The sequence below is a fragment of the Vogesella perlucida genome, assembly GCF_979366545.1.
Window position 1 is genome coordinate 75,795 of record NZ_CEETRO010000005.1, and the last position, 23,144, is coordinate 98,938.

Genomic DNA, 23,144 nt, shown 5'->3' on the forward strand with positions numbered 1-23,144 from the left:
CCGGTGCCACGCGCTTACAGCGGGGGGATCAGCATCAGCATGCGGATCAGGTCGGGCTGACGGCTTTCCCCCGTTTTCTGCAGTACCTGGCTGAGCTGGGTGCGCACGGTGTTCACCGATACGCAGTTGGCCGCAGCGTAGTGTTCTACCGTTTGGCCGCAGCCCAGCGCGTGCGCCAGCCGGGCCTCGGCGGGGCTGAGGCCAAACAGCTCGCGCAGCTGGCTGGCCGGGGCCAGCCTGTGTTGGCGCGTATGGTTGAGGATAAGCAGATAACGGGTGTGGCAGCCGTTCCAGTCGGTTTCCGGTAGCCACATGACGCTGCGGCTCACCGGCAACAGCAGGCAGTGCAGTGCGCCACTGGCCTGTGGCTGACGGTAGCTCACGGCATGGCCCAGTAGCCGGCATTGTTGTAGCAGCCGGTACAGCTGCCCATCGCGCTGCAGGCCACTGGGCCTGACGTGGTCTGCCAGCTGCGGCAGCAGGGCCTCGGCCTGGCGGTTGGCATAGCGCAGCTCGCCCTCTTCGCCCAGCCCGGCCACGCCGTATTGCAGGTGCTCCAGGGCATGCAGGCCGATGGCAGCACGCTCGCGCAGCGCCTGGGTTTGTTCGCGCAGCTGCAGCATTTGCACCACGTGCGGTAACAGCAGTCTGATCACGGCCATTTTGTCCTGGTCAAACGGCTTGCGGCCCAGCATGTAGTGAAACGCCAGGTCGGCATTGTGTTGCTGGTTGCGCATCACGCAGCCGCCGGCCACGTAACGCCAGCCATGCGGAATCAGCCAATCCTGGTAGAGCGCGCTGCGCGAGACAAAGGCATCATCAAAATAATCGGCGCAGCAGTACGCCTCGCCTACCGGCTTTTGGCGTATCACGGCTTTGCGCGGGTCGATGGTGTAGTAGTGCTGATCGTAGCTTGCGAGCAGAGGCAGGACGGCAGGATTGGTATGGAGCTTGAGGATGGTCTGATGCTGGTTGTTGAAGATCCTCAGGTGCACCATATCCACGTCCAGCAGCTTTTCCAGCTGGCTGAGTGCCAAGGGCAGCGCTGCCGGGGTGGCGATGCTGGCATAGAGTTCGGCAATCAGGGGGGAAAGTTGTTCTAGCGGTAGGCGAGCCATGGCGGTGTGGGCGTTTTTTAGCGCAGCATAGCTTATAAAAATCCCAGGTGTAATTTTTTAGACCGAATATCATCCGATTTGCATGGGCTAACTGACAAACAAGTCGGTACCACACAGGGTGCAATAGTGCAGCTGCTGGCCGCAGCCCAGGCTACGTTTGGTCAGGCGGGAGCAATGGCAGTGGTAGCAGTGCACCACACCGCCGCGTACGGTGCCAGGGTGGCGCCAGGCATACGCCGTGCGGTCTGGTAGTGGCTGTGTATACCCCTGGCACAGGTTGCGTACCGCATAAGTGACGACCAGCAGCAACAGCAGGCCAGGTATCAGGAACAATAACAGGAGCGAGAGCAAGCTCATGGCTGTGCCCCGGCAAACAACAGCGTGGTGTGCATGACATATAGTGCAAAAATGGTGGTGAGCCCATGCTATGCAACTGCCTACGGCCTGACATCATTCATTTTGATGATTTTGGGCTCAGGCCAGCCACAGTGTCAGCCCTGCCGTGAGCCACAACATCAGCGCAAACAGCCGGCGCAGCTGCGCAGGTGGCAGGCGGTAGGCCAGCGCCACGCCGGGCGATACCGTCATCACACCGCCTAGCGCCAGCGCCAGGCCCAGCGGCCAGTCCACCTGCCCGGCCTGGCCATAGCTGCCCAGCGCTACCAGCGCCGCCGGTACCACCAGTGCCAGCGCCAGGCCCTGGGCCTCGGTCTGGCTTTTGCCAAAACCGCGCACCAGGATGGGGGCCGCCACAATGCCCGAGCCCACGCCAAAAAAACCGCCACACGCCCCACCGATCAGCCCTACCCCCGGCAGATAGCGCGCAGGCCACGGCGTGCTGTTGGCCGCCACCGCCTGCCCTGCCTCCCGCCAGAAATAGCACCCCAGCGCCAGCATGAAGGCGGCAAACACCTGGCGCAGCAGTACTTTATCCAGCCCCAGCGCCAGCTGTGCGGCCAACCAGGTGGCCACAATGGACAGCGCGCCAATGCGTACCGCTAACATCAGCGGAAACGGGCTGCGCTGGCGATAGCGCCAGAAGCCCAGCAGCACATTGGGTACCATCATCACCAGCGCCGTGCCCTGCGCCAGCGTCTGGCTCATGCCAAACAACCCGCCCAGCAGCGGTATGGCCAGAATGCCGCCACCGATACCCAGCAGGCCGCCCAGCCCGCCCAGTACAGCACCCAGGATGACCCCCTGTGCCAGTGCCCCCAGCGTGGTAAAGACATCCAGATGCATGACACAACCCGCCTTATAGCCCGAAAGCAGGCAGTGTATACCGGCTATGGCTGGCTATAATTTCGCCACCAACAAGCCATTATTAAGCTGAAAGCACGAATGGACCCCATCGCCGACCTGGCGTTTTTCTGCCGCCTGATGCAATGCGGCAGCCTCACCGCCACCGCTCAGCAGCTGGGGATTACCCCGCCAGCCGCTAGCCGCCGCTTGGCTGCCCTGGAGCGCCGCCTCGGCGTGCGCCTGCTCAACCGCACCACGCGCAGCCTGGCGCTCACACCGGAAGGCGAGCGCTACCTGGCGCGCGGCCAACCCCTGCTGGCGGAGCTAGGCGAGCTGGAAGGCGAGCTGATGGCCAGCAGCGGTGCGCCGCAGGGCCTGCTGCGGGTCAACGCCACGCTGGGTTTTGGCCGCCGCCACATTGCGCCGCTGGTGTCGGCCTTTGTGCGCCGCTATCCGCAAGTGGAGGTACAACTGCATCTGAGCGACCGCATGCCGGCGCTGAGCGAGGGCAGCTTTGACGTGAGCATCCGCTTTGGCCCGCCGCCAGATGCCCGCATCCACGCGCGGCGTATTGCGGCCAACCGCCGCATCCTGTGCGCCTCGCCCTTGTACCTGACGCAGCACCCTGCCCCGCAGCATCCCGCCGATTTGCGCGCGCACCAGTGCCTGGTGGTGCGCGAAAACGACGATACCTGGGGCAATTGGGTGCTGCACAGCGGCAGCCAGGTCCACACGGTAAAAGTGGCTGGCGTGCTGTCCAGCAATGATGGCGAAACGGTGGTGAACTGGGCGCTGGCGGGCCACGGCGTGCTGCTGCGTTCGCTATGGGACGTGACCCCCTACCTGCACAGCGGCCGCCTGCAGCGCCTGCTACCGGGCTGGCACGGCGCCCCGGCCGATATCTGGGCGCTGTACCCGCAGCGGCTGGGGCTGTCGGCCAAAGTGCGCTGTTTTGTCGATTTTCTGGGCGAGCATTTTGCCGATGGCGGCGGCTGGTTAGCATCGGACCTGCCCACACCGGACCAAGCTGGCTGAGGCGGCGCTAGGCCACGCCGTGTTGTTGCAAGAAGCCGCATACTGCGCCGGCTCGGCAAAGCCTTGGCCGCCACAATGCCTTCGCGCGTACGCGCCTCCACAAAGGCCTGCGCCGATTCCGGCACCACTGCCACACAGCCTGCTGCTTGCGCTGTGCGACTACGATCGGTGCCGGTAATGTCACATGCGGCCAAGGTTGGCCGCAGGCGCTGCCTGCTTACGATGTTGGCCGCTGTTTGAAGAAGGTGATCGGCGCGGTGGCGGGGATGTCGCTTGGCGGCGGGGTTTTCAGGATGTGCTTTTTCATCTTGCCCATCACGTGCATTTCGCACGGGCGGCATTCGAATTTCAGTGTGTAGGTATCGTCGCCGGATTTCAGCACCATGGGGTCGGCGCGTACCTGGCCCATCACGCCCTTCACGCCCTTGGCCTGCTTGGGGCACAGGTTGTAGGAGAAGCGCAGGCAGTGCTTGGTGATCATCAGGCTCACTTCGCCTTCTTCCTGATGCGCTTCGTAGGCCGGCTCGATTACTTCCACACCGTGCTTTTTGTAGAAGTCCCACGCCAGCGCGTTGTATACGTTGGCCAGGTAGCTCAGGTTTTGCTCGGGGAAGCGCGGTGCCGGCTGCAGCTCGGCTTTGCGCGGCGGGCGCGCCCATGCGGCCAACCTGGCGGCTTCCAGCTGTTCTACCGCGTCGCGGCGCAGGCCGTTGATGACCGAGGCCGGTACGAACCACGGCTGCGCCAGCTGCAGCGCCACGTCGTGGGCGTGGAACAGGGTGTTGCCCAGCTTGGCTACGGCGTCGCGCAGGCTGCTTTCGGCACGGGCTGGGTCTTTGGCCGGCTCCAGTGCTACGTTGGCCACAGCGGTGGCGCTACAGCCGTCTGCGTCGGTGAGGGTCAGCGTCAAGCCGTCTGCGGTGTCGGCCAGCGTGGCCCATACGCCGATGCGGCGCTCGGCGGATTTTTTCAGCAGCGCCAGTTCCCAGGCGTGGTCGCGGTTGCGGCTGATGTCGGTGCCGGGTTTCAGGCCGGCAAGCGTAGCCGGGTCGTTGGGGACGCAGCGCCATAGCAGCTGGCCGCCGGGTACGTGGCCCACTTGCTTGACGGTGTTGAGCTGCATGCCCACCACGTCGCGCTTTTTCATGAAGTTGATGCCGTCGCCGTTGGCCATCTGCTCGGGGGTGGCAATCTCCACCCAGCCGTCGCCCACTTTGTGTACGGTGCCCAGCTGTACGCCCACGAACTTGGGCGAGTCAAACGCGCCGATGTCGATCTTGCGGCCGGTGGCAAAGTAGTCGGTAGCGCCACGGTGGAAGGTTTTGTCCGGGTCGGGCGTAAAGAAGATTTCGCTGCTGCCGCTGGCGGCCGGGGCCAGCTCGGGGCGGCGCTCGAAGATTTCGTCCAGCAGCAGGCGGTAGTGGGCGGTGATGTTCTTCACGTAGCTCACGTCTTTGTAGCGGCCTTCGATCTTGAGCGAGCGCACGCCAGCGTCCAGCAGCGCTTCCAGGTTGGCGCTCTGGTTGTTGTCTTTCATCGACAGCAGGTGCTTGTCGAAGGCCACCACGCCGCCTTTTTCGTCGGTCAGCGTGTACGGCAGGCGGCAGGCTTGCGAGCAGTCGCCGCGGTTGGCGCTGCGGCCGGTGTCGGCGTGGCTGATGTAGCACTGGCCGGAAAACGCGACGCACAGCGCGCCGTGGATGAAGTATTCGATGGTGGCCGGGTCGGCGCCTTCGTTTACTACCTGTGAGATCTTGGCGATTTGCGGGATGGTCAGCTCGCGCGCCAGCACGATCTGGCTAAAGCCGGCGTCGGACAAGAAGCGGGCCTTGTCGGCGTCGCGGATGTCGCACTGGGTGGAGGCGTGCAGCTGGATGGGGGGCAGATCCATCTGCAGGATGCCCATATCCTGCACGATCAGCGCGTCCACGCCGGCGTCGTACAGCTGCCAGATCAGCGTGCGGGCGGCGTCCAGCTCGGCGTCGTGCAAAATGGTGTTCAGCGTGGTGAAGATGCGCGCGTGGTAGCGGTGGGCAAACTGCACCAGCTGGGCAATGTCGGCCACGCTGTTACAGGCGTTGTGCCGCGCGCCAAAGCTGGGGCCGCCAATGTACACGGCATCGGCGCCGTGCAGGATGGCTTCGCGGCCGATATCGATGTTTTTGGCGGGCGAGAGCAGCTCGACCTGGTGCGGCAACAGACTCATCTGGTACTTCCTGCGGTGGGTGGTGTGGCAAGGGGCGGAAGTATAGCGGAATCAGTCACTTGCGCAAATGCACTCAGGCTTGCTGCAGGCGGGCGGCCAGCGTGTCCACCAGCTCGGCCCAGTCGGCGTCGTCGTCCAGTGCCTGTTTCAGGAAAGCAGCTTGCGAGGCGCTCCAGAACGGCGCGTCTTCGATGGCGGTGTCGGCCGGTAACGGGTGGCTGGCGATGAAGGCGCGGATGTCGGCCGGGCTGTCCGGCAGGCCCAGCTGGGCAAACAGGGCGCACAGGGTGTGAAGGCTGGTGTCCATGGGCAAGGCTCCGGTGGGGGGAAAGGTCAGCATACACGCTGGTGGCCGGAACTGTGGCCACCGCGTCATACTCTATAAGGTGCTGCGGGTGCAGCCTTTGACGAACAGGAGACAGTAATGCGCAAGCTTTGGATTGTGCTGGCAGCCAGTGCCGGCCTGGTGGCGTGTAGTGCCGAGCAGGCCAGCAAGCTGCAGCAACAGGCGTCGGCGGCCATTGGCACCGCGCATCAGGTGGTACAAGACAGCAGCGCGCCGCTGGGCGAGCTGAAACAGCAGGCCAGCGCGGCAATGGGCAGTGCCGGCAAGTTGAAAGAACAAGCCAGTGCCGCACTGGGCGTGGCACAGCGCGTGGGGGCGGCGGCCGCCATTCTGAACCCGGAGCTGGGGCAGCAAATCGACGAGGCCAAACAGCAAGTGGATGCGGTGAAGCAAGCCGCCGATGCGCTGCAGGGCAAGTAACTTGTACCAGCGGTCCACGGCCACTGGCTTGTCAACGCCCCTGCTTTTGGCGGGGGCGTTTTGCTGCCGCTGTTACGGTGTTTTGCCTGTGTGGGGTAGCAGCTGTTGTTCCAGCTGGGCGTAGCGGCCGCTTTGCCGCAGCCGCTGCAGGCCACGGTTGAAGGCGGCCAACTGTACCGCTGCTTGCGGGCGCGCGCGTGACAGCATCAGGCGAAAGGGAACGATTTCGATGGGGGTGGGCAGCGTGGCGAGCTGGCTGCGTTCCTGAGCGGTGAGCTTGTTTTGGCGCAGGCTCTGGTACACGCTATTGGCCAGGGTCATGGCGGTCATGCGCCCGGCCAGAATCATGCGCAGGCCGTTTTCCGGGGTTTCTACGCGGTGGTATTCCACCCGCCCCTCGCGCTCAAGCCGCACCAGCTCGTGAAAGGTACGTGACCCCAGCGGCAGGGCCAGGTGTACGCCTTGCCACTGCTGGCGTAGCGGCCAGTCGGCCAATGGCTTGCGGGCGTGGTGAATCACCACTTCGCGGTCCTGGACGATGGGTTCGCTGAACAGCGCAAAGCTATCGCGCAGTGCGGTCTGGCTCCAGACCAGCGAGCCATCCACGTGGCCGCTGCGCACCATTTCTTCGGCGCGCTTCCACGGGTAGAACCCGTAGCGTACCTGCAGGCCACCCAGGGCGGCCGCCTCGCTGACCACTGCCGACGCAAAGCCAAAGCGTGGCAGATGGGCCGACTGGTAGGGGGGCCATTCGCCATTGGCCAGTTCCAGCGTCTGTGCGTGGCTGAGTGTGATGCTGGCGGCTAGCGTGGCCAGTGCGCAAACAATCGATTTCATCTTGTCGGACAATGCGTAGAGCTGGCCAGTATAAGCACGTTTTGCCTGCTATTCAGCGTGTCAGGCCGGTAACGTACCAATAAAAAGCGCCAGCTTGGCAGCTAGCGCTTTTTTTGCAGGATTATATTATCGAAATATCAATAATCCCGGTCCGGTACCAGCACGGTGCGGTTGCCGTTGCTTTCCATGGCCGACACGATACCGGCCGCTTCCATGTCTTCGATCAGCCGTGCTGCGCGGTTGTAGCCGATGCGTAGCTGGCGCTGTACCGACGAAATGGACGCCTTGCGCGTTTTCAGCACAATGCCTACCGCTTCGTCGTACAGCGGGTCTGTTTCGCTACCCGCTGCGGCGCGGCCTTTGGCCTCGGCCTGGTCGTCGTCGGCGGCAGACTCGCCGGTGAGCAGGCCTTCCACGTAGTCCGGCTCGCCCCACTGCTTCAGGTCCTCCACGATGGCGTGCACTTCTTCATCGGTGACAAACGCCCCGTGTACGCGCTGCGGGTAGCCGGTGCCCGGCGGCAGGAACAGCATGTCGCCCTGCCCCAGCAGGCTTTCGGCGCCCATCTGGTCCAGAATGGTACGGCTGTCGATCTTGCTGGACACCTGGAAGGCAATACGCGTGGGGATATTGGCCTTGATCAGGCCGGTAATCACGTCTACCGACGGGCGCTGTGTGGCCAGGATCAAATGGATGCCGGCAGCGCGGGCTTTTTGCGCCAGGCGGGCAATCAGCTCTTCGATCTTCTTGCCGGCCACCATCATCAGGTCGGCAAACTCGTCGACCACCACCACGATGAAGGGCAGCGTGGCCAGCGGTTCCGGTGTTTCCGGCGTCAGGCTGAACGGGTTGCTCAAACGTTGGCCGCGTGCCTCGGCGGCGCGCACCTTATCGTTGTAGCCGGCCAGGTTGCGCACGCCCAGATGGCTCATCAGGCGGTAGCGTTTTTCCATTTCGCCTACGCACCAGTTCAGCGCGTTGGCCGCCAGCTTCATGTCGGTGACCACCGGTGCCAGCAGGTGTGGAATGTCGTTGTACACCGACAGCTCCAGCATTTTGGGGTCGATCATGATGAAGCGCACTTCGTCCGGCGTGGCCTTGTACAGCATGGACAAGATCATGGCGTTCACGCCTACCGACTTGCCCGAGCCGGTGGTACCGGCTACCAGCAGGTGCGGCGCTTTGGCCAGGTCCATCACGACGGGGGCGCCGCTGATATCCTGCCCCAGTGCCAGCGTGAGCTTGGAGGCGTTTTGCTGGAACACGTCGGCGCTGAAGATTTCCGACAGGCGGATCATCTGGCGCTGCGGGTTGGGCAGCTCCAGCCCCATGCAGGTCTTGCCGGGGATGGTTTCCACCACGCGGATGGACGCCAGGCCCAGCGCGCGCGACAGGTCTTTGGCCAGGTTGACTACCTGGCTGCCACGCACCCCTACTGCCGGCTCGACTTCATAGCGGGTAATCACCGGGCCGGCGTAGGCGTCTACCACGGCCACTTTTACCTTGAACTCGGCGCATTTTTCTTCAATGAGAATGCCACGTTCTATCAGGTAGTCTTCGCTTTGCACCGCCTTGTGCGTGTCGGGCGGGCGCAGCAGGTCCAGCGATGGCAGGCAGGCGTCACCGTACACCACGGGAATGGCGTGCGGTTTGGGCTGCGCGGCGGTGGCCAGGGTGTGCAGCGCCTGGCTGATGTGCGCGGCGGGCACGCCGTTGTCTGCTGGCAGATGGGCTTCTGCGGCTGCCGGCGCATCTTCCAGCAGCTGCCATACCAGGCCAGGGTTGGCCGCAGCGGGCGCCACGGCGGGTTCGCTATCGGCTTCGTCGTCCAGCAGGTGCCACACGATGTCGCCACGCTGGGTGCTGTGGTAGCCGGCCTGCGGCGCAGCGGTGTTGTCGGCCACGGGCGGCAGGGCAGGCGTAGGCGCTGGCACGGCAGGCGGTTCGACTGTGGCGGCTGTGGTGACGGCTTGCCGCAGGCGTACGCCCTGCCATACTGGCGCGGCGGCGGGGGCGGCTACCGGCTGGCGCAGCTGTTGCCAGCGGGTAGGGGTGTCGGGTGTGCTGACGACCGCGGCTTCTGCCGCTGGCGGCGTTACTGGTGGGTGTGGCGTAGCCACGGCGGCGGGTTCGATGGCCTGCGCTGCTGTAGCAGCCTCGGCGGGCAGGGCAAAGTCGTCGTCCAGCGCGAAGCCATCATGCGGTTCGTCTGCTGCCAGGCTGCCCGGCCAGCTGTCGGCGTCTTCCTGGTGTGCTGCACTGCCGTACGTTGCCGGCGCCGGTGGTGCTGCAGGGGGGAGCCAGGACGGCGGTGCCCCTGCGGCGCGGGCTTCGGCGGCGTGGCTGGCACCGCGCCAGTCTGCCTGGATGTCGGCAGGCGCGGCGGCGGCGGGCCGTGGTGTCTGGGCGTCGGTTTTTGTCTGGGCAAAGCTGGATTGCGGGCCAAACAGCGCGGCGGCAGCGCGCTCGCGCGCTTGCTGTGCCAGCGGTGATGGCGGCAGCGGCGCGGGGGGGCCGGCTTTTTTCATCACCGGGGTGGGCTGCAGGATAACGGGTGGCAGCGGGGCGGTGCTGGCGGGCTGGCGATTACTGTGCAGCTGCTGCACATTAGCGCGCACTTCGCGCGGGTCGATCAGCGGCAGGTCGCGTGGCTGGGTGACCGGCTTGCCGTCGTAGGCAGCGATTTTTTCGCGCCGGTTCAGGTCGCGGCGCAGGTTGCGTTGTACGTCGTCCAGGCCGATGACCGGCAGCTTGTGCGGCGCGGCCTTGTTATGAGCGGGCGCCGCCTTGGGCTTGCGTTGGTAGCGTGGCAGCTCGCGCGGCAGCTTGTCGATGACTTCGGCTGGCGGGGTGGCGGGCCCGCTGGCTGGCTGGCGGGGCGGCGGGGTGACCGTGGGGGTGATGCCAGGGTTGGCCGCAGCCGCTGGCTGGTCGGCCAGCACACCCAGCGTGCGCCGTGGCGGCCGCGGTGTGATGGCGTCGGGGGTGTCGACAGGCGGCAAGGGGGCATCCTGCCCGTGGGGCGCATTATCGGCGCCGCCGTCTTCTTGCAGCACATGCTTGAGCTTGGTCAGCAGTTTGGAAAACTTCTCCATGGCATCACTCTTCCGCTTTAGCGGGTCTTGTTCCAGCCGGCGATGGCGTCTTTTTTGTTGTCGGCTTGCGGGCCGATGGCGCTGCAGGTGCCTTGCCCGGCGTAGCGGGTGCACTGCACCCAGAAGCGGCGCGAGCCTGCCTTGACCACTTCGGCCGGGGCGCCGCATTTGTTGCAGGGTTTCAGGCTGGTGGTATCGCTCATCATGGTATTCCGGCAGGGTTAATCACCGGATGATACCGCAATTGGCCATGGCAAATGCGCGCTAGCCACGCTGCTGGTGAGGGTGGTGTGACGGAGCGTAGGGCCTGACGTGGTGGTGTAAGGTGCGGCTTGCTGCTTAGGGCATGGCCAGCCAGGCGCGGTTGCGACCAGCGGCTTTGGCCTGGTACATGGCCGCATCGGCGCGGGCGATGAGGTGTTCGGTGGTCTCGCCAGCCATGTTCAGCGTGGCCACACCAATACTGGCGGTGATGAGCAGTAGCTCGCCATGCCATTGCAGGGGCAGCTGGGCCAGGGTGTGACACAGGCGCTGGGCGAGCTGGATGGCGTCTTCTTCCAGCTCTTGCGGCAGCAGGATGCAGAATTCTTCTCCACCCCAGCGGGCCAGGCTGTCGATTTCGCGCAGCGTACGCCGCAGCTGGCGGCTGACTTCTTTCAGCACATAGTCGCCCGCCGGGTGGCCCTGCTGGTCATTCAGCACCTTGAAGTGATCCAGGTCGAGTATCAGCAAGCTGAAGCGCTGCTGGTAGCGGCTAAAGCGTTGCTGGCTTTGCTGGCAGCGTTCCAGAAAGGCACGCCGGTTGAGCAGGCCGGTCAGCGGGTCGAGCGTGGCCTGGCGCGCCAGCTCGGCCTCGGCGGCCTGGCGGGCCAGCTCCAGGCCGCGGACGTGCAGCAGGTTGCCGATGCCGTCTGACAGGGTGGTGAGGTGGTCGACGATTTCCTGGTCAAACCCCCCTGCCCGATTGACCAGTACCAGCACACCCATGACTGACAGGTGGAAAAAACAGGGGATGATCAGCAGCGACTGGATGCCTGCCAGCTCGCCGCTGTCGTCGTACAGGGCGGGCTGGTTGATGACCAGTGGCTCGCCCTCGGCAATGGCGTGGCCGTAGATGTGGTCGAAGCCGTACAGGCGGTAGCTACGGTGGTGGTGGCTAAGCTGCGGCATGAGCCATTGCAGTGCCGTGGTGTCCAGATGGGTAATGCTGGGGATGTCCAGATAGCAGTTATCGCTGTCGTCTACCTGGCAGCTGGCAATAAAGCCCAGCGTGGTCTGGCTCATGGCGAGCAGCGAGTGCAGGATGGTGCTGCAGGCGGCGCCCAGGTCGCGGTCCAGCAGAAAGCTGCTTTGTGCCTGATTGATGGTGAGCAGCAGCTTGCTTTGCCGTTCGGTTTGCTGCAACAGCATGCGTTGGCGTATCAGCTCGCACAGGGTATCGGCCAGTTGTTGCAGCCGGGCCCGCTGGCGGGGCCCGAAGCGCCGCGGGCGCTGGTCCAGCAAGCAAAGCGTGCCGATAACGTGGTGCGTATCCAGGCGCAAGGGCGCACCGGCGTAAAAACGGATGGCCAGCTCCCCGGTGACCAGCGGGTTGTCGGCAAAGCGCGGGTCTTGCAAGGCGTTGTGCACCACCAGCATGTTGCCCTGCGATACCACATGGGTACAGAACGATATATCGCGTGTGGTCTGGCACAGGTCTGTCCCCACTTTGGCCTTGAACCATTGCCGCTCGCTGTCCACCAGCGAGATCAGGGCAACCGGGACGCCAAACAGCTGTGCCGCCAGCTGCACTACTCGGTCGAATGCTGCTTCGGGCGGTGTATCCAGCAAGGCGGTACGCGCCAGTAATGCCTGCCTGGCCTGCTCATGCGGTGGGGGTTCGGGTGTGTGCATGTGCCCCTCCAGGGCTGTGCTCAGGCGAATGCTGTGTGGGGGCGGGCTTGCCGCTGGCGGCGTGGACGCGCGACGTCATGGCGGGGTCTGCCAGTATTTATTGTTATATCGATACTGCATGCAACATAGCAAAAAGCCCGGCTGCGGCCAACCTTGCGGGTGGCGGCAGCCGGGCTTTTAGGCGGCGATGTGGCTTAAACGTGCAGCAACACCATTTTCAGCGGCGGGTTGCCGTCAAAAGTAGGGAAGTCTTCTTCCGGCGTGATCCATTCGGCGTCGCGCACGGTGCGGCCGGCTTTTTCGGCGCTGCGCTTGAGCTGGGCCAGCCAGGCATCGCGGTCTACCTGTGCGACATTGTTGCAGCAGATCAGTACGCCGCCTTCGGCAGTGGCCAGCAGGGCCGGCTTGAACAGCGCCGGGTAGTCGTTGATCAGGTCGACCACGCCGAACGGGCTCTTGGCGTAGCGTGGCGGGTCCAGGAAGACCAGGTCGAACTGGCGGGCTTCCAGCACCGGGAACGGGGGCATTTTTTTGCCGCGTACCATCTTGGGCTGGCCAATGCCGGACAGCTGGCGCAGCGCGGCAAAGCAGTCGCTTTCCACACAACGCGGGCGGGTGGCCAGGCTGTTGATCTTGGCGTTGGCACGCGCGACCTGCAGGCTGGATTCGGCAAAGTCCACGTTCATCACAAAGCTGGCACCGGCTTTGGCTGCGGCCACCCCCACACCACCGGTGTAGGCGAATAGGTTCAGCACGCTTTTGCCCTCGGCCAGCTGCATCACGCGGCGGCGGCCGGCGCGCAGGTCAAGGAACAGCCACGGGTCCTGGCCCTGGTGGCGTGCCTGGAAATGGTATTTCACGCCCAGCTCGCGGATGATGCGCGGGGTCTGGGCAGCTTCCAGCTGGTCTTCCGGCAGACGGTTGCCAACGCGCGAGTTGGCGCCGCTGCGGTCGTTGTACACCGCCGTGAGGCCCAGCGGGGCGTAGTGCGCCAGGATGGCCTGGTGCTCTTCTTCGCTTAGCGGGGTATGGAAGGTTTGCAGCAGCAGCACATCGCCGTAGCGGTCGATGGTGAGGCCCGGGCGGCCTTCGGCACTACCGTGAAACAGGCGGTAGGTATCGGTTTCTTCGCTGGCCAGGCGGGTGAGCAGCGCGGCGCGGTGCGCGTCGGCGGCTACAAGCAGTTCGGTCAGGGTGGACATGGTGTTCTCGCAGACAAAAGAAGGCGGCCGGCAGCACAGGGCTCCGGCCGAGATAGGGTAATTGTACGCGCTTGCCCGCAGCGGGCTGGTTTTTTTACGTTGGCTTGTAAGAAAACGCCGCCGTTTACGTCTAATTTCTATAGAAGCATCAGGAGAAAACATGGACCAAGCGCAGGCATTACTCAAGTCTTTGTATGTGATGGCCATGATGGTAGAGGCACGCGATGCCTATACCGGTGGCCATTTGTGGCGGGTGTCGCAGTTTGCCCGCCTGGTGGCCGAGCGCATGCAGCTGCCGCCAGATGAGGTGGCGCGCGTGGCGCTGGGTGGTTTTTTACACGACCTGGGCAAGGTGGGCATACCGGATGCGGTGTTGAACAAGCGCGACCGGCTTACCGACGAAGAGTACGCGGTGATCAAGACCCACCCGCAGGTCGGGGCCGATTTGCTGGCGGGCCACCCGCTGGCGGCGCTGGCCATGGATGCTGTATGGCTGCACCACGAAACGCCGGACGGCCGTGGCTACCCGCGTGGCTTGGCCGGGGCGGCTATCCCGCTGGTAGCGCGCATTGTCGGCGTGGTGGATGCGCTGGACGCGATGACCAGCTCGCGCCCCTACCGCGCCGGCATGCCGCTGGCCAAGGCACTGCAGATCATTGAAGACAACTTGGGTGGGCAGTTTGACGCTACGGTTGGCCGCATCTTGCTGGCACTGGGGCAGGAAGGGGCGCTGGATGCGGTGATCGGCCACAGCGCGCCGGGGCGGCCGTTGCAGCAGTGCGTGGCTTGCGGGCCCACGCTGGTGATGCATAGCGAGGTGCAGGACGGCGACACCGTGCATTGCCCATCGTGTGCGATGGGCTACCACGTGCGCCACCAAGCGGGGCGCTGGCAGGTGGCGGCCACGGGCGTGGCCAACCCGGTGGCGGCGCGTCAGCCCAGGGCGGACACGCCGCTGATCGATAGCCTGGTGCAGCCGGCGTACCGGCTGCTGCCCAGGCCCAAGCGCTGGCTGGGCTGGTTCGGCCCGTCGGCCTGAGCCTGCGGGCCGGCGGGGTTACAGCGGCAGCTGGCGGCGCAGCTCGTCGGCCCAGTTGCGGCTGGCAAAGTCCGGGCCCATGGCCAGCGAGCGGTAGAAGTCGCCACCAAAGCGCGAGTCGACCTCGATCAGTACGTGGGTTTCGTTGCCCCACGGCAGGAAGGTGAGCTCGATTTCCTGGATGCGGAAGTTGCCGCCACGCGGTTTGAGCTCCATTTCCTGATAGCAGCCCAAGGTGCTGGCCACGTTGCCGATGCGTGCGGTACCCACTTCGACATCGGTACTGTACAGGCCCCAGCCCAGCTGCTCGAATGCGGCCAACAAGGCGGCTACCTGCGGTGTGGGGTGTACTTCCAGCAGGTCGCGGTCGCTGGCGTCCACGGCCGAGGCTATGGCCAGGTCGGTGTGGATCCACACTGCCAGCGGGCGGCCGTAGTGGGCCAGCGCGTTGATGGGCGTCTCGGCCGGCAGCTGTAGCTGGAAGGGGAACTGGCGGGTTTCGCCGGCTTTTACCGTAAAGCGCTGGCTGACCAGAATGCTGCCCAGTGGTAGCGCGCCGCGGACTTCGTGGTCGCCAGATTCTTGTTCTGCTTCCACCATCAAGACCAGCTCGATCTTTTCGATGTCCTGGTCGGCATTGCCGCCTTGTACCACTACGCGGCCGGTCAGCATGTCGCCAGGGTGCAGGCGCGGGTTGTCCAGCTGGGTATCGACTTTGGCGCCACCGACGCCGATAGAGGCAAGCAGTTTCTTGAACATGATGTTTCCGTAGATAAGTGCGGTAAGTACGGGTGCCGCCTGTGGCCCCCTGGCGCTACAGACCAGCTGTGCCCGGCCGGGTTCCGGCTTGGCAGTGCCACAGGCAACAAAAGCAAAAAAAAACCGCAGCGCCAGGGCTGCGGTGGGGTGGGCAGTGCCGGTTTACTTTTTAACCGGTGCCGCTTCCGGTGCCACGGCAGCATTCAGCTGCGCCGATAGCTCGGTGATGGCCTGGCTGGCGGCGGCCTTCATCTTGCTGGCCTTGGTCGAGGTCTTGCCGGCTTTTTCCGGTTTGGCCGTTACCGGTGCATCGGTGCTGGCAGCGCTGACAGTTTTGTCGGCTACCTTGGCGGCAGCTTTACCGGCTTTGGCTGGGCGGCCAGCCAGTACCGGGCGTACATACACTACATAGCGTTCGATTTCAGCCAGCAGCTTGCCCGGCACGTTCATGCGGCGGGACAAGTCCTGCGCGCGCGCCAGCTGGGCGCGGCCCATGTCCTGTTCCAGCTGGGCCAGGTTGTTGGCTGCCAGGGTGTCGCCCTGGGCGCGGGCCAGGTTATGCAGGGCATAGGATACGGTGGCGTCTTTGGGGACGCCCTGGCCGTAGTAGTACATCACGCCCAGATTATTCAGGCCGCCGACGTTGTACTGTGCTGCGGCTTTGCGGTACCAGGCCACGGCTTCGTCGTTGCTCTGTTTCACGCCCTGGCCGTTCTCATACAGGCCACCCAGGCTGAACTGGGCATCGGCGTTACCGCTCTTGGCGGCTTTGCGGTACCAGTTGGCTGCTTGCTCGTAGCTTTGCTCGGTGCCTTGGCCGTTGTAGTACTGCGCGGCCAGGGCGACTTGTGCCGATACATTGTCTTGTGCAGCGGCTTGCTGGTTCAGGGCAAAGGCGCGTTTCGGGTCAAACGCTACGCCGCTGCCTTTCATGTGCAGTGCGGCCAGGCTGGCTTGTGCCTGGGCATCGCCTTGTGCGGCTGCCTTGGCGTACCAGCTGGCTGCCTGGGCGTAGTCCTGTGGCAGCTCGTTACCCTTTTCGTACAGCTGCGCCAGGCTGGTTTGCGCGCCAGCATGGCCCTGGTTGGCCGCTTTGTTGTACCACATGGCGGCGTCGGCCAGGTCTTGTGCAGTGCCTTGGCCTTTTTCCAGCATCTGGCCCAGGCTGTACTGCGCGTTGGCATCGCCCTGCTCTGCGGCTTTCACGAACCAGCTGGCGGCCAGCTGTTCGGTAGCGCGACGGTGCCATACGGCGGCTTGTGCCGGGTCTTTCGGTACGCCCAGCCCGCTTTGGTACAGGTTACCCAGGATGGCTTGGGCATTCGGGTGGCCCTGAACGGCGGCTTTGCGGAACCAGTTGGCCGCATTCACGTAATCCTGCTCTACACCACGGCCTTGCTGGTACATCTGGGCCAGGCTGAACTGGGCATCTGCGTCGCCTTGCTCGGCGGCCTTGGCAAACCAGTCGGCGGCGGCGGTGTAGTCTTGTGGTACACCCACGCCGTTATGGAACATGGTGGCCAGGCTGGCTTGTGCCTCTACATAGCCTTGCTCGGCGGCTTTGCGGAACCACTTGGCGGCTTCTACCGGGCTTTTTTCTACGCCACGGCCTTGCTGGTACTGCACACCCAGGTTGTACTGTGCCTGGGCGATGCCTTGCTCGGCAGCTTTGCGGTACAGGGTGGCGGCCTGAGCGGCGTTGGCGGGAATGCCGGCGCCGTTTTGTACCATGTCGGCCAGATTGGTTTGTGCCTGGGCGTTACCGCTCTTGGCGGCTTTGCGGTACCAGTAGGCGGCGCCGGTGACATCCAGCTGCTGTACGCGGCCGCTCTGGTACAGGGCAGCCAGGTTGGTTTGCGCAACGGTATTGCCCAGCTCTGCGGCTTTGCGGTACCAGCTGGCCGCAGCGGCCAGGTCTTGCGTGACGCCGTTACCCTTTTCGTACAGCTGGCCCAGATTCAGCTGCGCGTCAGCGTAGCCTTGCTCGGCAGCCTTGCGGTACCAGTTGGCCGCTTGCTCCAGGTTTACCGGTGTGCCCAGACCCTTGCGATACAGCTCGCCCAGTTGGTATTGCAGGCTGGCGTTGCCTTGCTCGGCTGCCGGCGTCCACTCGCGCAGTGCCGCGGCAAAGTCACCTTTGTTGAAGGCGGTCCTGCCTTCTTTGATACCGGCAAAGGCCGGTGCAGCAAGCATCAGGCTGGTAACAATGACAGTCGTTGCGAGGCGTTTTTTCATATGCGTTTCTTTGTGAGTTGGGCGCCATGCCGGGCTGGCGTATCAAGTCTGGCCTGTCGCAGTGAGTGGTGCGGCGGCCTGCACGTTGCGGAATTCTTTAAACGTTAATCATATCGTGTTGAAGCCGCAAAGACATGACCGTTTGACGAAAAATGTCTGGCAGCTAGCCACTTGCGCGTTTTTTGCAACCCTTACTTGCGTGGCGCCGCGTCTTTTTCTGCTTGCTGCAAGCGCTGGCGGGCGGTTTCCAGCAGCGCCCTGCCCTCACTTTCGCGCTGGCTGCTGATGTACAGCCAGCCCAAAGCTTGCAAGGTCACGGTGTAGGCGTGGTGCTGGCTGCCCAGGTTCAGTGCCAGCAGGTTCAGCGCTTGCTGGTAGCGGGTTTCTGCTTCGGCATAGTGCTGCTGGTAGTGGTAACAGTAGGCCAGCTCGCGCGTAATGATGGCGGCGTGCAGGCCGTCGGCGTTGCCACGCCGTGTTTCGCCTTCCAGCGCGTCTTGCAGTAAACCGATAGCGCGCTCGTACTGCTTCAACTGCTGTAGTGCAGCACCCAGCCGCGCTTGGGTGTAGAGCGTGTCCGGGTGGTCGGCTGGCAGCCTTTTCTGGCGTATGGCGAGCGCCCGCCCCAGCTGCTCGGCAGCTTTGTCGTCCTGTTTTTGCTGCTGGTAGAACAAACCCAGCGCGTGGCGCGACGCTGCGGCAGCCAGGCTTTCGCTACCGGCCAACTGGTCGCTGGTTTGCAGTGCCAGTCGCAGCAGTTTTTCTGCCGCAGCAGGCTGGTCATCCTTCGCCAGCAGGCGGGCGTAGGCTTGCTGCGATTCGGCTACCAGCAGGTGATGCGGGCCAAATGCCTGAATCCGCAGCGCCAGCGCCTGGCTGGCGGCTTCCAGTGCGGCGGTGGTTTGCTGGCGACTGCGTAGTACAAACTGTAGCCGGTGCAGGATATCGGCCTGCAGCGCCGGCTGGCTGGCCGGGGCGCGTGCCAGCAGCTCGCGCAGCTGCTGTTCCGATTCGCCCAGCCGGCCCTGCATGGCCGGGCGGGCGGTGTGTTCCAGCAGCGCCGGCCAGTCTTCCTGGCCGCTGTCAGGCGGGCTGGCTACTTGGCCCAGGGCCAGGGCGGGTAGCAGCAGGAACAGTGGCAAGATGGCGCGGGGCTGGGTCATGGCGGGCGTCTGGGTGGAATCCACCCATTTGACCCCGCCACCCGGCGCGAGGCAAGCGCCATGCGCAGGCGATTGTGCACGCCGGCTGCTGATGCAACGGGGTGTTGCCCGTTTGTGCGCCGTCCATAAGTACCTAGCTGGCAGGCGCGAAGGGCCGAATAAACACTAGAAGATAAAAAAGGTTGGCCGCATTACCTGCGGCCAACCTTTTTGTTTCACGTGAAGCAATCGCCGTATCAGGCCTTGTCGTACAGCTTGGCGCCGCCTTTGACGAACTCGATGGCTTTTACTTCCATGCCTTTTTGCAGCGCGTCCTGCTCGCTGATGCCTTGCTTGGCGGCGAACTCGCGCACGTCCTGGGTGATCTTCATGCTGCAGAAGTGCGGGCCGCACATGCTGCAGAAGTGGGCCACCTTGGCGCTGTCTTTTGGCAGGGTTTCGTCGTGGAATTCGCGCGCTTTGTCCGGGTCCAGCCCCAGGTTGAACTGGTCTTCCCAGCGGAACTCGAAGCGCGCCTTGGACAGCGCGTTGTCGCGGATCTGTGCGCCGGGGTGGCCTTTGGCCAGGTCGGCGGCGTGGGCGGCCAGCTTGTAGGTGATGATGCCTTCTTTTACGTCGTGCTTGTTGGGCAGGCCCAGGTGTTCTTTCTGGGTGACGTAGCACAGCATGGCGGTGCCGTACCAGCCGATTTGCGCGGCGCCGATGGCCGACGTGATGTGGTCGTAGCCGGGGGCGATGTCGGTGGTGAGCGGCCCCAGGGTGTAGAACGGCGCTTCGTGGCACCACTCCAGCTCTTTATCCATATTCTCTTTGATGAGCTGCATCGGTACGTGGCCGGGGCCTTCGATCATCACCTGCACGTCGTGCTGCCAGGCGATTTGCGTGAGCTCGCCCAAGGTTTTCAGTTCGCCCAGCTGCGCGGCGTCGTTGGCGTCCCAGGCGCTGCCGGGGCGCAGGCCGTCGCCCAGGCTGAAGGCCACGTCGTAGGCCTTCATGATCTCGCAGATGTCGGCAAAGTGGGTGTACAGGAAGTTTTCCTGGTGATGCGCCAGACACCATTTGGCCATGATGGAGCCGCCGCGCGACACGATGCCGGTCATGCGGCCGGCGGTCATCGGTACGTAGCGCAGCAGCACGCCGGCGTGGATGGTGAAGTAGTCCACGCCCTGCTCTGCCTGCTCGATCAGCGTGTCTTTGAAGATTTCCCAGGTCAGGTCTTCGGCCTTGCCGTTGACCTTTTCCAGCGCCTGGTAGATGGGCACGGTGCCGATGGGTACCGGGCTGTTGCGCAGGATCCACTCGCGGGTTTCGTGGATGTTTTTGCCGGTGGACAGGTCCATGATGGTGTCGGCGCCCCAGCGGATGCCCCAGGTCATTTTGTCCACTTCTTCGCTGATCGACGACGTTACCGCGCTATTGCCGATATTGCCGTTGATTTTTACCAGGAAGTTGCGGCCGATGATCATCGGCTCGCTTTCGGGGTGGTTGATGTTGTTGGGGATGATGGCGCGGCCGGCGGCGATTTCCTGGCGCACGAACTCGGGGGTGATGGCGTCGGGCAGCTGGGCACCAAAGCTGTGGCCGGCGTGCTGGCGGGTCATCAGCTCCAGCAGGCGGGTGTTGCCGGTGGCGTGCAGGCTGTCGATATAGGCCTGGCGGTTCAGGTTTTCGCGGATGGCGACGTATTCCATCTCTGGCGTGATGATGCCGCGGCGGGCGTAGTGCATCTGGGTCACGTTCAGGCCGGGCTTGGCGCGGCGTGGCTGGCGCGTCAGGTTGAAGCGCAGGTCGGCTAGCTTGGGGTCGGCTTCGCGCGCGCGGCCGTATTCGCTGGACAGGCCAGGTAGCAGCTGGGTGTCGTCGCGCTCGGCGATCCACGCGGCGCGCAGCGCCGGCAGGCCGGAGCGGATGTCGATGTGCGCTTGCGGGTCGGTGTAGGGGCCGCTGGTGTCGTATACATAGATGGGCGGGTTGGTCTCGCCGCCAAACTGTGTGGGCGTGTCGGCCTGGCTGATTTCGCGCATGGGCACGCGGATATCGGGGCGGCTGCCGCTTACGTGGATCTTGCGGGAATTGGGCAGGGGCTGGATGGCGGCGGAATCCACCACCATCTGGGTGTTCAGTGTTGCAGGCGCGTTCATCGGTGCGGGTTCTCCAAGGCGATGAAACGGCGCAAGGAGCGGCCCGGGCTGACCCGGCTGCCAGCTTGGCCGCATGCCGGGCGGAACAAGGCGCGGCGGGCGGTGTCTGGCAGATTACGCTTCCCTACGCCGGTATTATCCGGGTCAGGTTCGAAGGGTAACTCTCACCCACGGCGCTTATGCTGTTCGCAAATTGGTGCGAATGGTACACAAGCGCTGCAGGACCCCTAGCGATGCTGTGAAGGTAAGGTAAATGTGGGATAATCGCAAGTTGCCATCTGGTGGCCGATTGTGGAAGCAGGGTTGCCACAGCCCCGCTTTCAGAATCGCCCTTAGTCTATTTGTCTTGGATCCCCCGGAGTTTCCGAATGAATTTCGAACAAGCCCGTTTCAACATGGTTGAGCAGCAAATCCGTCCGTGGGATGTGCTCGACACCTCCATTCTCGACCTGCTGTTCCACGTGAAGCGCGAAGACTTCGTGCCGGTAGAAAAGCGCCAGCTGGCGTTTGTGGACATGCAGCTGCCACTGGAAAACGGCACCGCCATGCTGGAGCCGAAAGTCGAAGCCCGTCTGCTGCAAGACCTGCAAGTAAAAGCCAGCGACAAGGTACTGGAAGTGGGTACCGGTAGCGGCTACCTCACCGCCCTGCTGGCCGCCGTAAGCCAGCACGTGTACAGCGTGGACCTGGACGCCGAGCAAAGCGAACGCGCTGCGGCCAACCTGAAAACCGCCGGCATCCGCAACGTGACCCTCAGCGTGGGTAACGGTATCGAAGGCGTGCCAGGCCAAGCCCCGTTTGACGTGATCTGCGTGGGCGGCTCCACCCCGGTGGTGCCGGAAGCGCTGAAAGCCCAGCTGGCCGTAGGTGGCCGCCTGGCTGTGATCGTAGGCGACGCCCCGGTGATGGTGGCCAAGGTGATTACCCGCGTGGGCGAAAACGCCTACCAGGAAGCGGTAAGCTTTGACACCAACCTGCCGCGCCTGCAGCAGCTGGACGCCATCGAGCCGTCGCGCTTCAGCTTCTGATGATCCGCGAAATTACCGCCGTAGAGCTGGCGGCCTGGCTGGCAGACAGCAGCCGCCCGCAGCCCTACCTGCTGGACGTGCGCGAAGACTGGGAGCTGGCCTTGTGCCGCATTCCCGGTTCGCAGCAGATTGCCATGCACCTGATCCCGATGCGTCACAATGAGCTGCCGGACGACGCGCCCATCGTCACCATCTGCCACCACGGTGTGCGCAGTTTCCAGGTGGGCCTGTTCCTGCAGAACGCCGGTTTCGAGCAGGTGCTGAGCCTGCGTGGCGGCGTGGAAGCCTGGGCCAACGACGTTGACCCGAGCATGGCGCACTACTAAGCGCCTGCTGCCGCACCGCCAAGCCGCCCCTGCCGGGCGGCTTTGTTTTTGCCCCTTTTCTACTGGACACTTGCCATGCACTACCTCGCCCCCGCCCTGGCCACCCTGCCTGCCGCCTGGCAAACCGTGCTACAGCAGCCGGCTACTGCGGCCAACTTGCAGCAAATAGACGCCAAGCTCGCTGAACGTGCCACCGGCGGTGCCGTCATCTACCCACCTGCCAGCCAGATCTTCCATGCGCTACAGCACGTAGAGCCGGCCGCCGTGCGCGTGGTGATCCTGGGGCAAGACCCCTACCACGGTGCCGGCGAGGCGATGGGGCTGAGCTTCTCGGTGCCGGCCGGGGTGAAGATACCGCCCAGCCTGCGCAATATGTACAAGGAGCTGGCCAGCGACCTCGGCATCGCCCCGGCCAGCCACGGCGACCTCACCCACTGGGCGCAACAGGGCGTGCTGCTGCTGAATACCTCGCTGACGGTGGAGGCCGACTGCGCCGGCAGCCACGGCAAGTTCGGCTGGCAGGCAGTGACCGATGCCTTGATCGACGCGGTGAACGCGCACAACCCCGGCTGTGTGTTTTTGCTGTGGGGCAACTGGGCGCAGGGCAAGGCCGAGCGCATCGACGCCAGCCGCCACGGCGTGTTCAAAGCCGTGCACCCGTCGCCACTGTCGGCCAGCCGCGGCTTCTTCGGCTCGCGCCCGTTCTCGCAAGCCAACGCCTGGCTGCAAGCGCACGGCCGCGAGGCAATCGACTGGGCGCTGCCGGCACCGCAGGGTGGTTTGTTTTAAGGCTGAAGTGCTGTTTTAGCCACGAAAGCACACGAAAATCACGGAAAGTGCAGCAATTGGCACCGGTTTGGTCGTGTGTATCTGTCAGTCACCACTGTTTTTCCCTTCGGTGTCATCTGTGTGTTTCTGAGGAAAAAGACTTTTTTGGCCACGAAAACACACGAAAAGCACGGAAAATGCAGTAATTGGCACCGCTGCTAAATGTGTGCGAAGCATGCGCAGGCTGCCGGGTTGGCCATGTTCATCAGGTAGCCTAGGCTGCTTTCCCTT

Annotated in this window: 20 protein-coding genes and 1 riboswitch; of the genes, 6 read left to right on the forward strand and 14 right to left on the reverse strand. The window is 64.1% G+C overall.

Going from position 1 to position 23,144, the window contains the following annotated elements:
* Positions 1 to 14 precede the first annotated feature (14 nt).
* The 3 genes from ACZ9XP_RS08800 to ACZ9XP_RS08810 all read right to left on the reverse strand — a co-directional run bounded on the left by ACZ9XP_RS08800 (position 15) and on the right by ACZ9XP_RS08810 (position 2,360).
* The gene (locus tag ACZ9XP_RS08800) at positions 15 to 1,118 is read right to left on the reverse strand and encodes a helix-turn-helix transcriptional regulator (protein ID WP_465188288.1); all 1,104 of its coding nucleotides are present in this window, start codon (positions 1,116 to 1,118) and stop codon (positions 15 to 17) included.
* A gap of 87 nt (positions 1,119 to 1,205) precedes the next feature.
* Positions 1,206 to 1,475 (reverse strand): hypothetical protein, encoded by a 270-nt coding sequence (locus ACZ9XP_RS08805; RefSeq protein WP_147685311.1) that lies wholly within the window; start codon positions 1,473 to 1,475, stop codon positions 1,206 to 1,208.
* Between the two features lie 117 nt (positions 1,476 to 1,592).
* On the reverse strand, positions 1,593 to 2,360 hold the full coding sequence (locus ACZ9XP_RS08810) for a sulfite exporter TauE/SafE family protein (protein WP_465188289.1): 768 nt from the start codon (positions 2,358 to 2,360) through the stop codon (positions 1,593 to 1,595).
* 99 nt (positions 2,361 to 2,459) lie between these two features.
* On the opposite strand from ACZ9XP_RS08810, the gene ACZ9XP_RS08815 reads away from it, so the two are divergent.
* Complete coding sequence (locus ACZ9XP_RS08815; protein ID WP_465188290.1) at positions 2,460 to 3,395, forward strand: LysR family transcriptional regulator; 936 nt, start codon at positions 2,460 to 2,462, stop codon at positions 3,393 to 3,395.
* A 217-nt stretch (positions 3,396 to 3,612) separates the two neighbouring features.
* Here the strand turns inward: ACZ9XP_RS08815 and ACZ9XP_RS08820 are convergent, their stop codons facing one another.
* Both ACZ9XP_RS08820 and ACZ9XP_RS08825 read right to left on the reverse strand, forming a co-directional pair.
* Positions 3,613 to 5,601: a peptidase U32 family protein gene (locus ACZ9XP_RS08820; RefSeq protein WP_465188291.1), complete on the reverse strand. Its 1,989-nt coding sequence runs from the start codon at positions 5,599 to 5,601 to the stop codon at positions 3,613 to 3,615.
* A gap of 73 nt (positions 5,602 to 5,674) precedes the next feature.
* Positions 5,675 to 5,908 (reverse strand): DUF2789 domain-containing protein, encoded by a 234-nt coding sequence (locus ACZ9XP_RS08825; protein WP_147685302.1) that lies wholly within the window; start codon positions 5,906 to 5,908, stop codon positions 5,675 to 5,677.
* A gap of 117 nt (positions 5,909 to 6,025) precedes the next feature.
* Between ACZ9XP_RS08825 and ACZ9XP_RS08830 the strand changes: the two genes are divergently transcribed.
* Positions 6,026 to 6,367 (forward strand): putative periplasmic lipoprotein, encoded by a 342-nt coding sequence (locus tag ACZ9XP_RS08830; RefSeq protein WP_147685300.1) that lies wholly within the window; start codon positions 6,026 to 6,028, stop codon positions 6,365 to 6,367.
* Between the two features lie 72 nt (positions 6,368 to 6,439).
* Here the strand turns inward: ACZ9XP_RS08830 and ACZ9XP_RS08835 are convergent, their stop codons facing one another.
* The 5 genes from ACZ9XP_RS08835 to ACZ9XP_RS08855 form a co-directional block, all read right to left on the reverse strand.
* Positions 6,440 to 7,204 (reverse strand): substrate-binding periplasmic protein, encoded by a 765-nt coding sequence (locus ACZ9XP_RS08835; RefSeq protein WP_465188292.1) that lies wholly within the window; start codon positions 7,202 to 7,204, stop codon positions 6,440 to 6,442.
* A gap of 137 nt (positions 7,205 to 7,341) precedes the next feature.
* Positions 7,342 to 10,299, reverse strand: a complete 2,958-nt coding sequence (locus tag ACZ9XP_RS08840) for a DNA translocase FtsK (RefSeq protein WP_147685296.1) — start codon at positions 10,297 to 10,299, stop codon at positions 7,342 to 7,344.
* A gap of 17 nt (positions 10,300 to 10,316) precedes the next feature.
* Positions 10,317 to 10,502 carry a Lar family restriction alleviation protein gene (locus ACZ9XP_RS08845; RefSeq protein ID WP_026107748.1) on the reverse strand — a complete coding sequence of 62 codons (186 nt, stop codon included), beginning with the start codon at positions 10,500 to 10,502 and terminating at the stop codon, positions 10,317 to 10,319.
* A gap of 136 nt (positions 10,503 to 10,638) precedes the next feature.
* Positions 10,639 to 12,192, reverse strand: a complete 1,554-nt coding sequence (locus ACZ9XP_RS08850; protein ID WP_465188293.1) for a sensor domain-containing diguanylate cyclase — start codon at positions 12,190 to 12,192, stop codon at positions 10,639 to 10,641.
* A gap of 194 nt (positions 12,193 to 12,386) precedes the next feature.
* Entirely contained in the window at positions 12,387 to 13,394 is a 1,008-nt protein-coding gene (locus ACZ9XP_RS08855) for a class I SAM-dependent rRNA methyltransferase (protein ID WP_465188294.1), read from the reverse strand.
* Between the two features lie 160 nt (positions 13,395 to 13,554).
* Here ACZ9XP_RS08855 and ACZ9XP_RS08860 point away from each other — a divergent pair, with 160 nt between their 5' ends.
* Positions 13,555 to 14,433 carry an HD-GYP domain-containing protein gene (locus ACZ9XP_RS08860; RefSeq protein ID WP_465188295.1) on the forward strand — a complete coding sequence of 293 codons (879 nt, stop codon included), beginning with the start codon at positions 13,555 to 13,557 and terminating at the stop codon, positions 14,431 to 14,433.
* Positions 14,434 to 14,451: 18 nt separating this feature from the next.
* Here ACZ9XP_RS08860 and ACZ9XP_RS08865 read toward each other — a convergent pair whose 3' ends face one another.
* The 4 genes from ACZ9XP_RS08865 to thiC all read right to left on the reverse strand — a co-directional run bounded on the left by ACZ9XP_RS08865 (position 14,452) and on the right by thiC (position 20,731).
* Positions 14,452 to 15,192, reverse strand: coding sequence for a sporulation protein (locus ACZ9XP_RS08865; protein WP_147685287.1), 741 nt, complete (start codon positions 15,190 to 15,192; stop codon positions 14,452 to 14,454).
* Between the two features lie 162 nt (positions 15,193 to 15,354).
* The gene (locus ACZ9XP_RS08870) at positions 15,355 to 17,427 is read right to left on the reverse strand and encodes an SEL1-like repeat protein (protein WP_147685285.1); all 2,073 of its coding nucleotides are present in this window, start codon (positions 17,425 to 17,427) and stop codon (positions 15,355 to 15,357) included.
* Between the two features lie 191 nt (positions 17,428 to 17,618).
* Entirely contained in the window at positions 17,619 to 18,590 is a 972-nt protein-coding gene (locus ACZ9XP_RS08875; protein ID WP_147685283.1) for a tetratricopeptide repeat protein, read from the reverse strand.
* A gap of 236 nt (positions 18,591 to 18,826) precedes the next feature.
* Entirely contained in the window at positions 18,827 to 20,731 is a 1,905-nt protein-coding gene (thiC, locus tag ACZ9XP_RS08880; RefSeq protein WP_147685281.1) for a phosphomethylpyrimidine synthase ThiC, read from the reverse strand.
* 104 nt (positions 20,732 to 20,835) lie between these two features.
* Positions 20,836 to 20,970, reverse strand: a riboswitch (TPP riboswitch).
* 129 nt (positions 20,971 to 21,099) lie between these two features.
* Between thiC and ACZ9XP_RS08885 the strand changes: the two genes are divergently transcribed.
* From ACZ9XP_RS08885 to ung, 3 genes are all read left to right on the forward strand, one after another.
* A complete protein-coding gene (locus ACZ9XP_RS08885; RefSeq protein WP_147685279.1) occupies positions 21,100 to 21,759 on the forward strand; it encodes a protein-L-isoaspartate O-methyltransferase family protein in 660 nt (219 codons plus the stop codon).
* Entirely contained in the window at positions 21,759 to 22,085 is a 327-nt protein-coding gene (locus ACZ9XP_RS08890; RefSeq protein ID WP_147685277.1) for a rhodanese-like domain-containing protein, read from the forward strand. Before ACZ9XP_RS08885 ends, ACZ9XP_RS08890 begins: the two co-directional genes overlap by 1 nt.
* A gap of 75 nt (positions 22,086 to 22,160) precedes the next feature.
* Entirely contained in the window at positions 22,161 to 22,874 is a 714-nt protein-coding gene (gene ung, locus ACZ9XP_RS08895; protein ID WP_147685274.1) for a uracil-DNA glycosylase, read from the forward strand.
* The last annotated feature ends 270 nt before the right edge of the window (positions 22,875 to 23,144 follow it).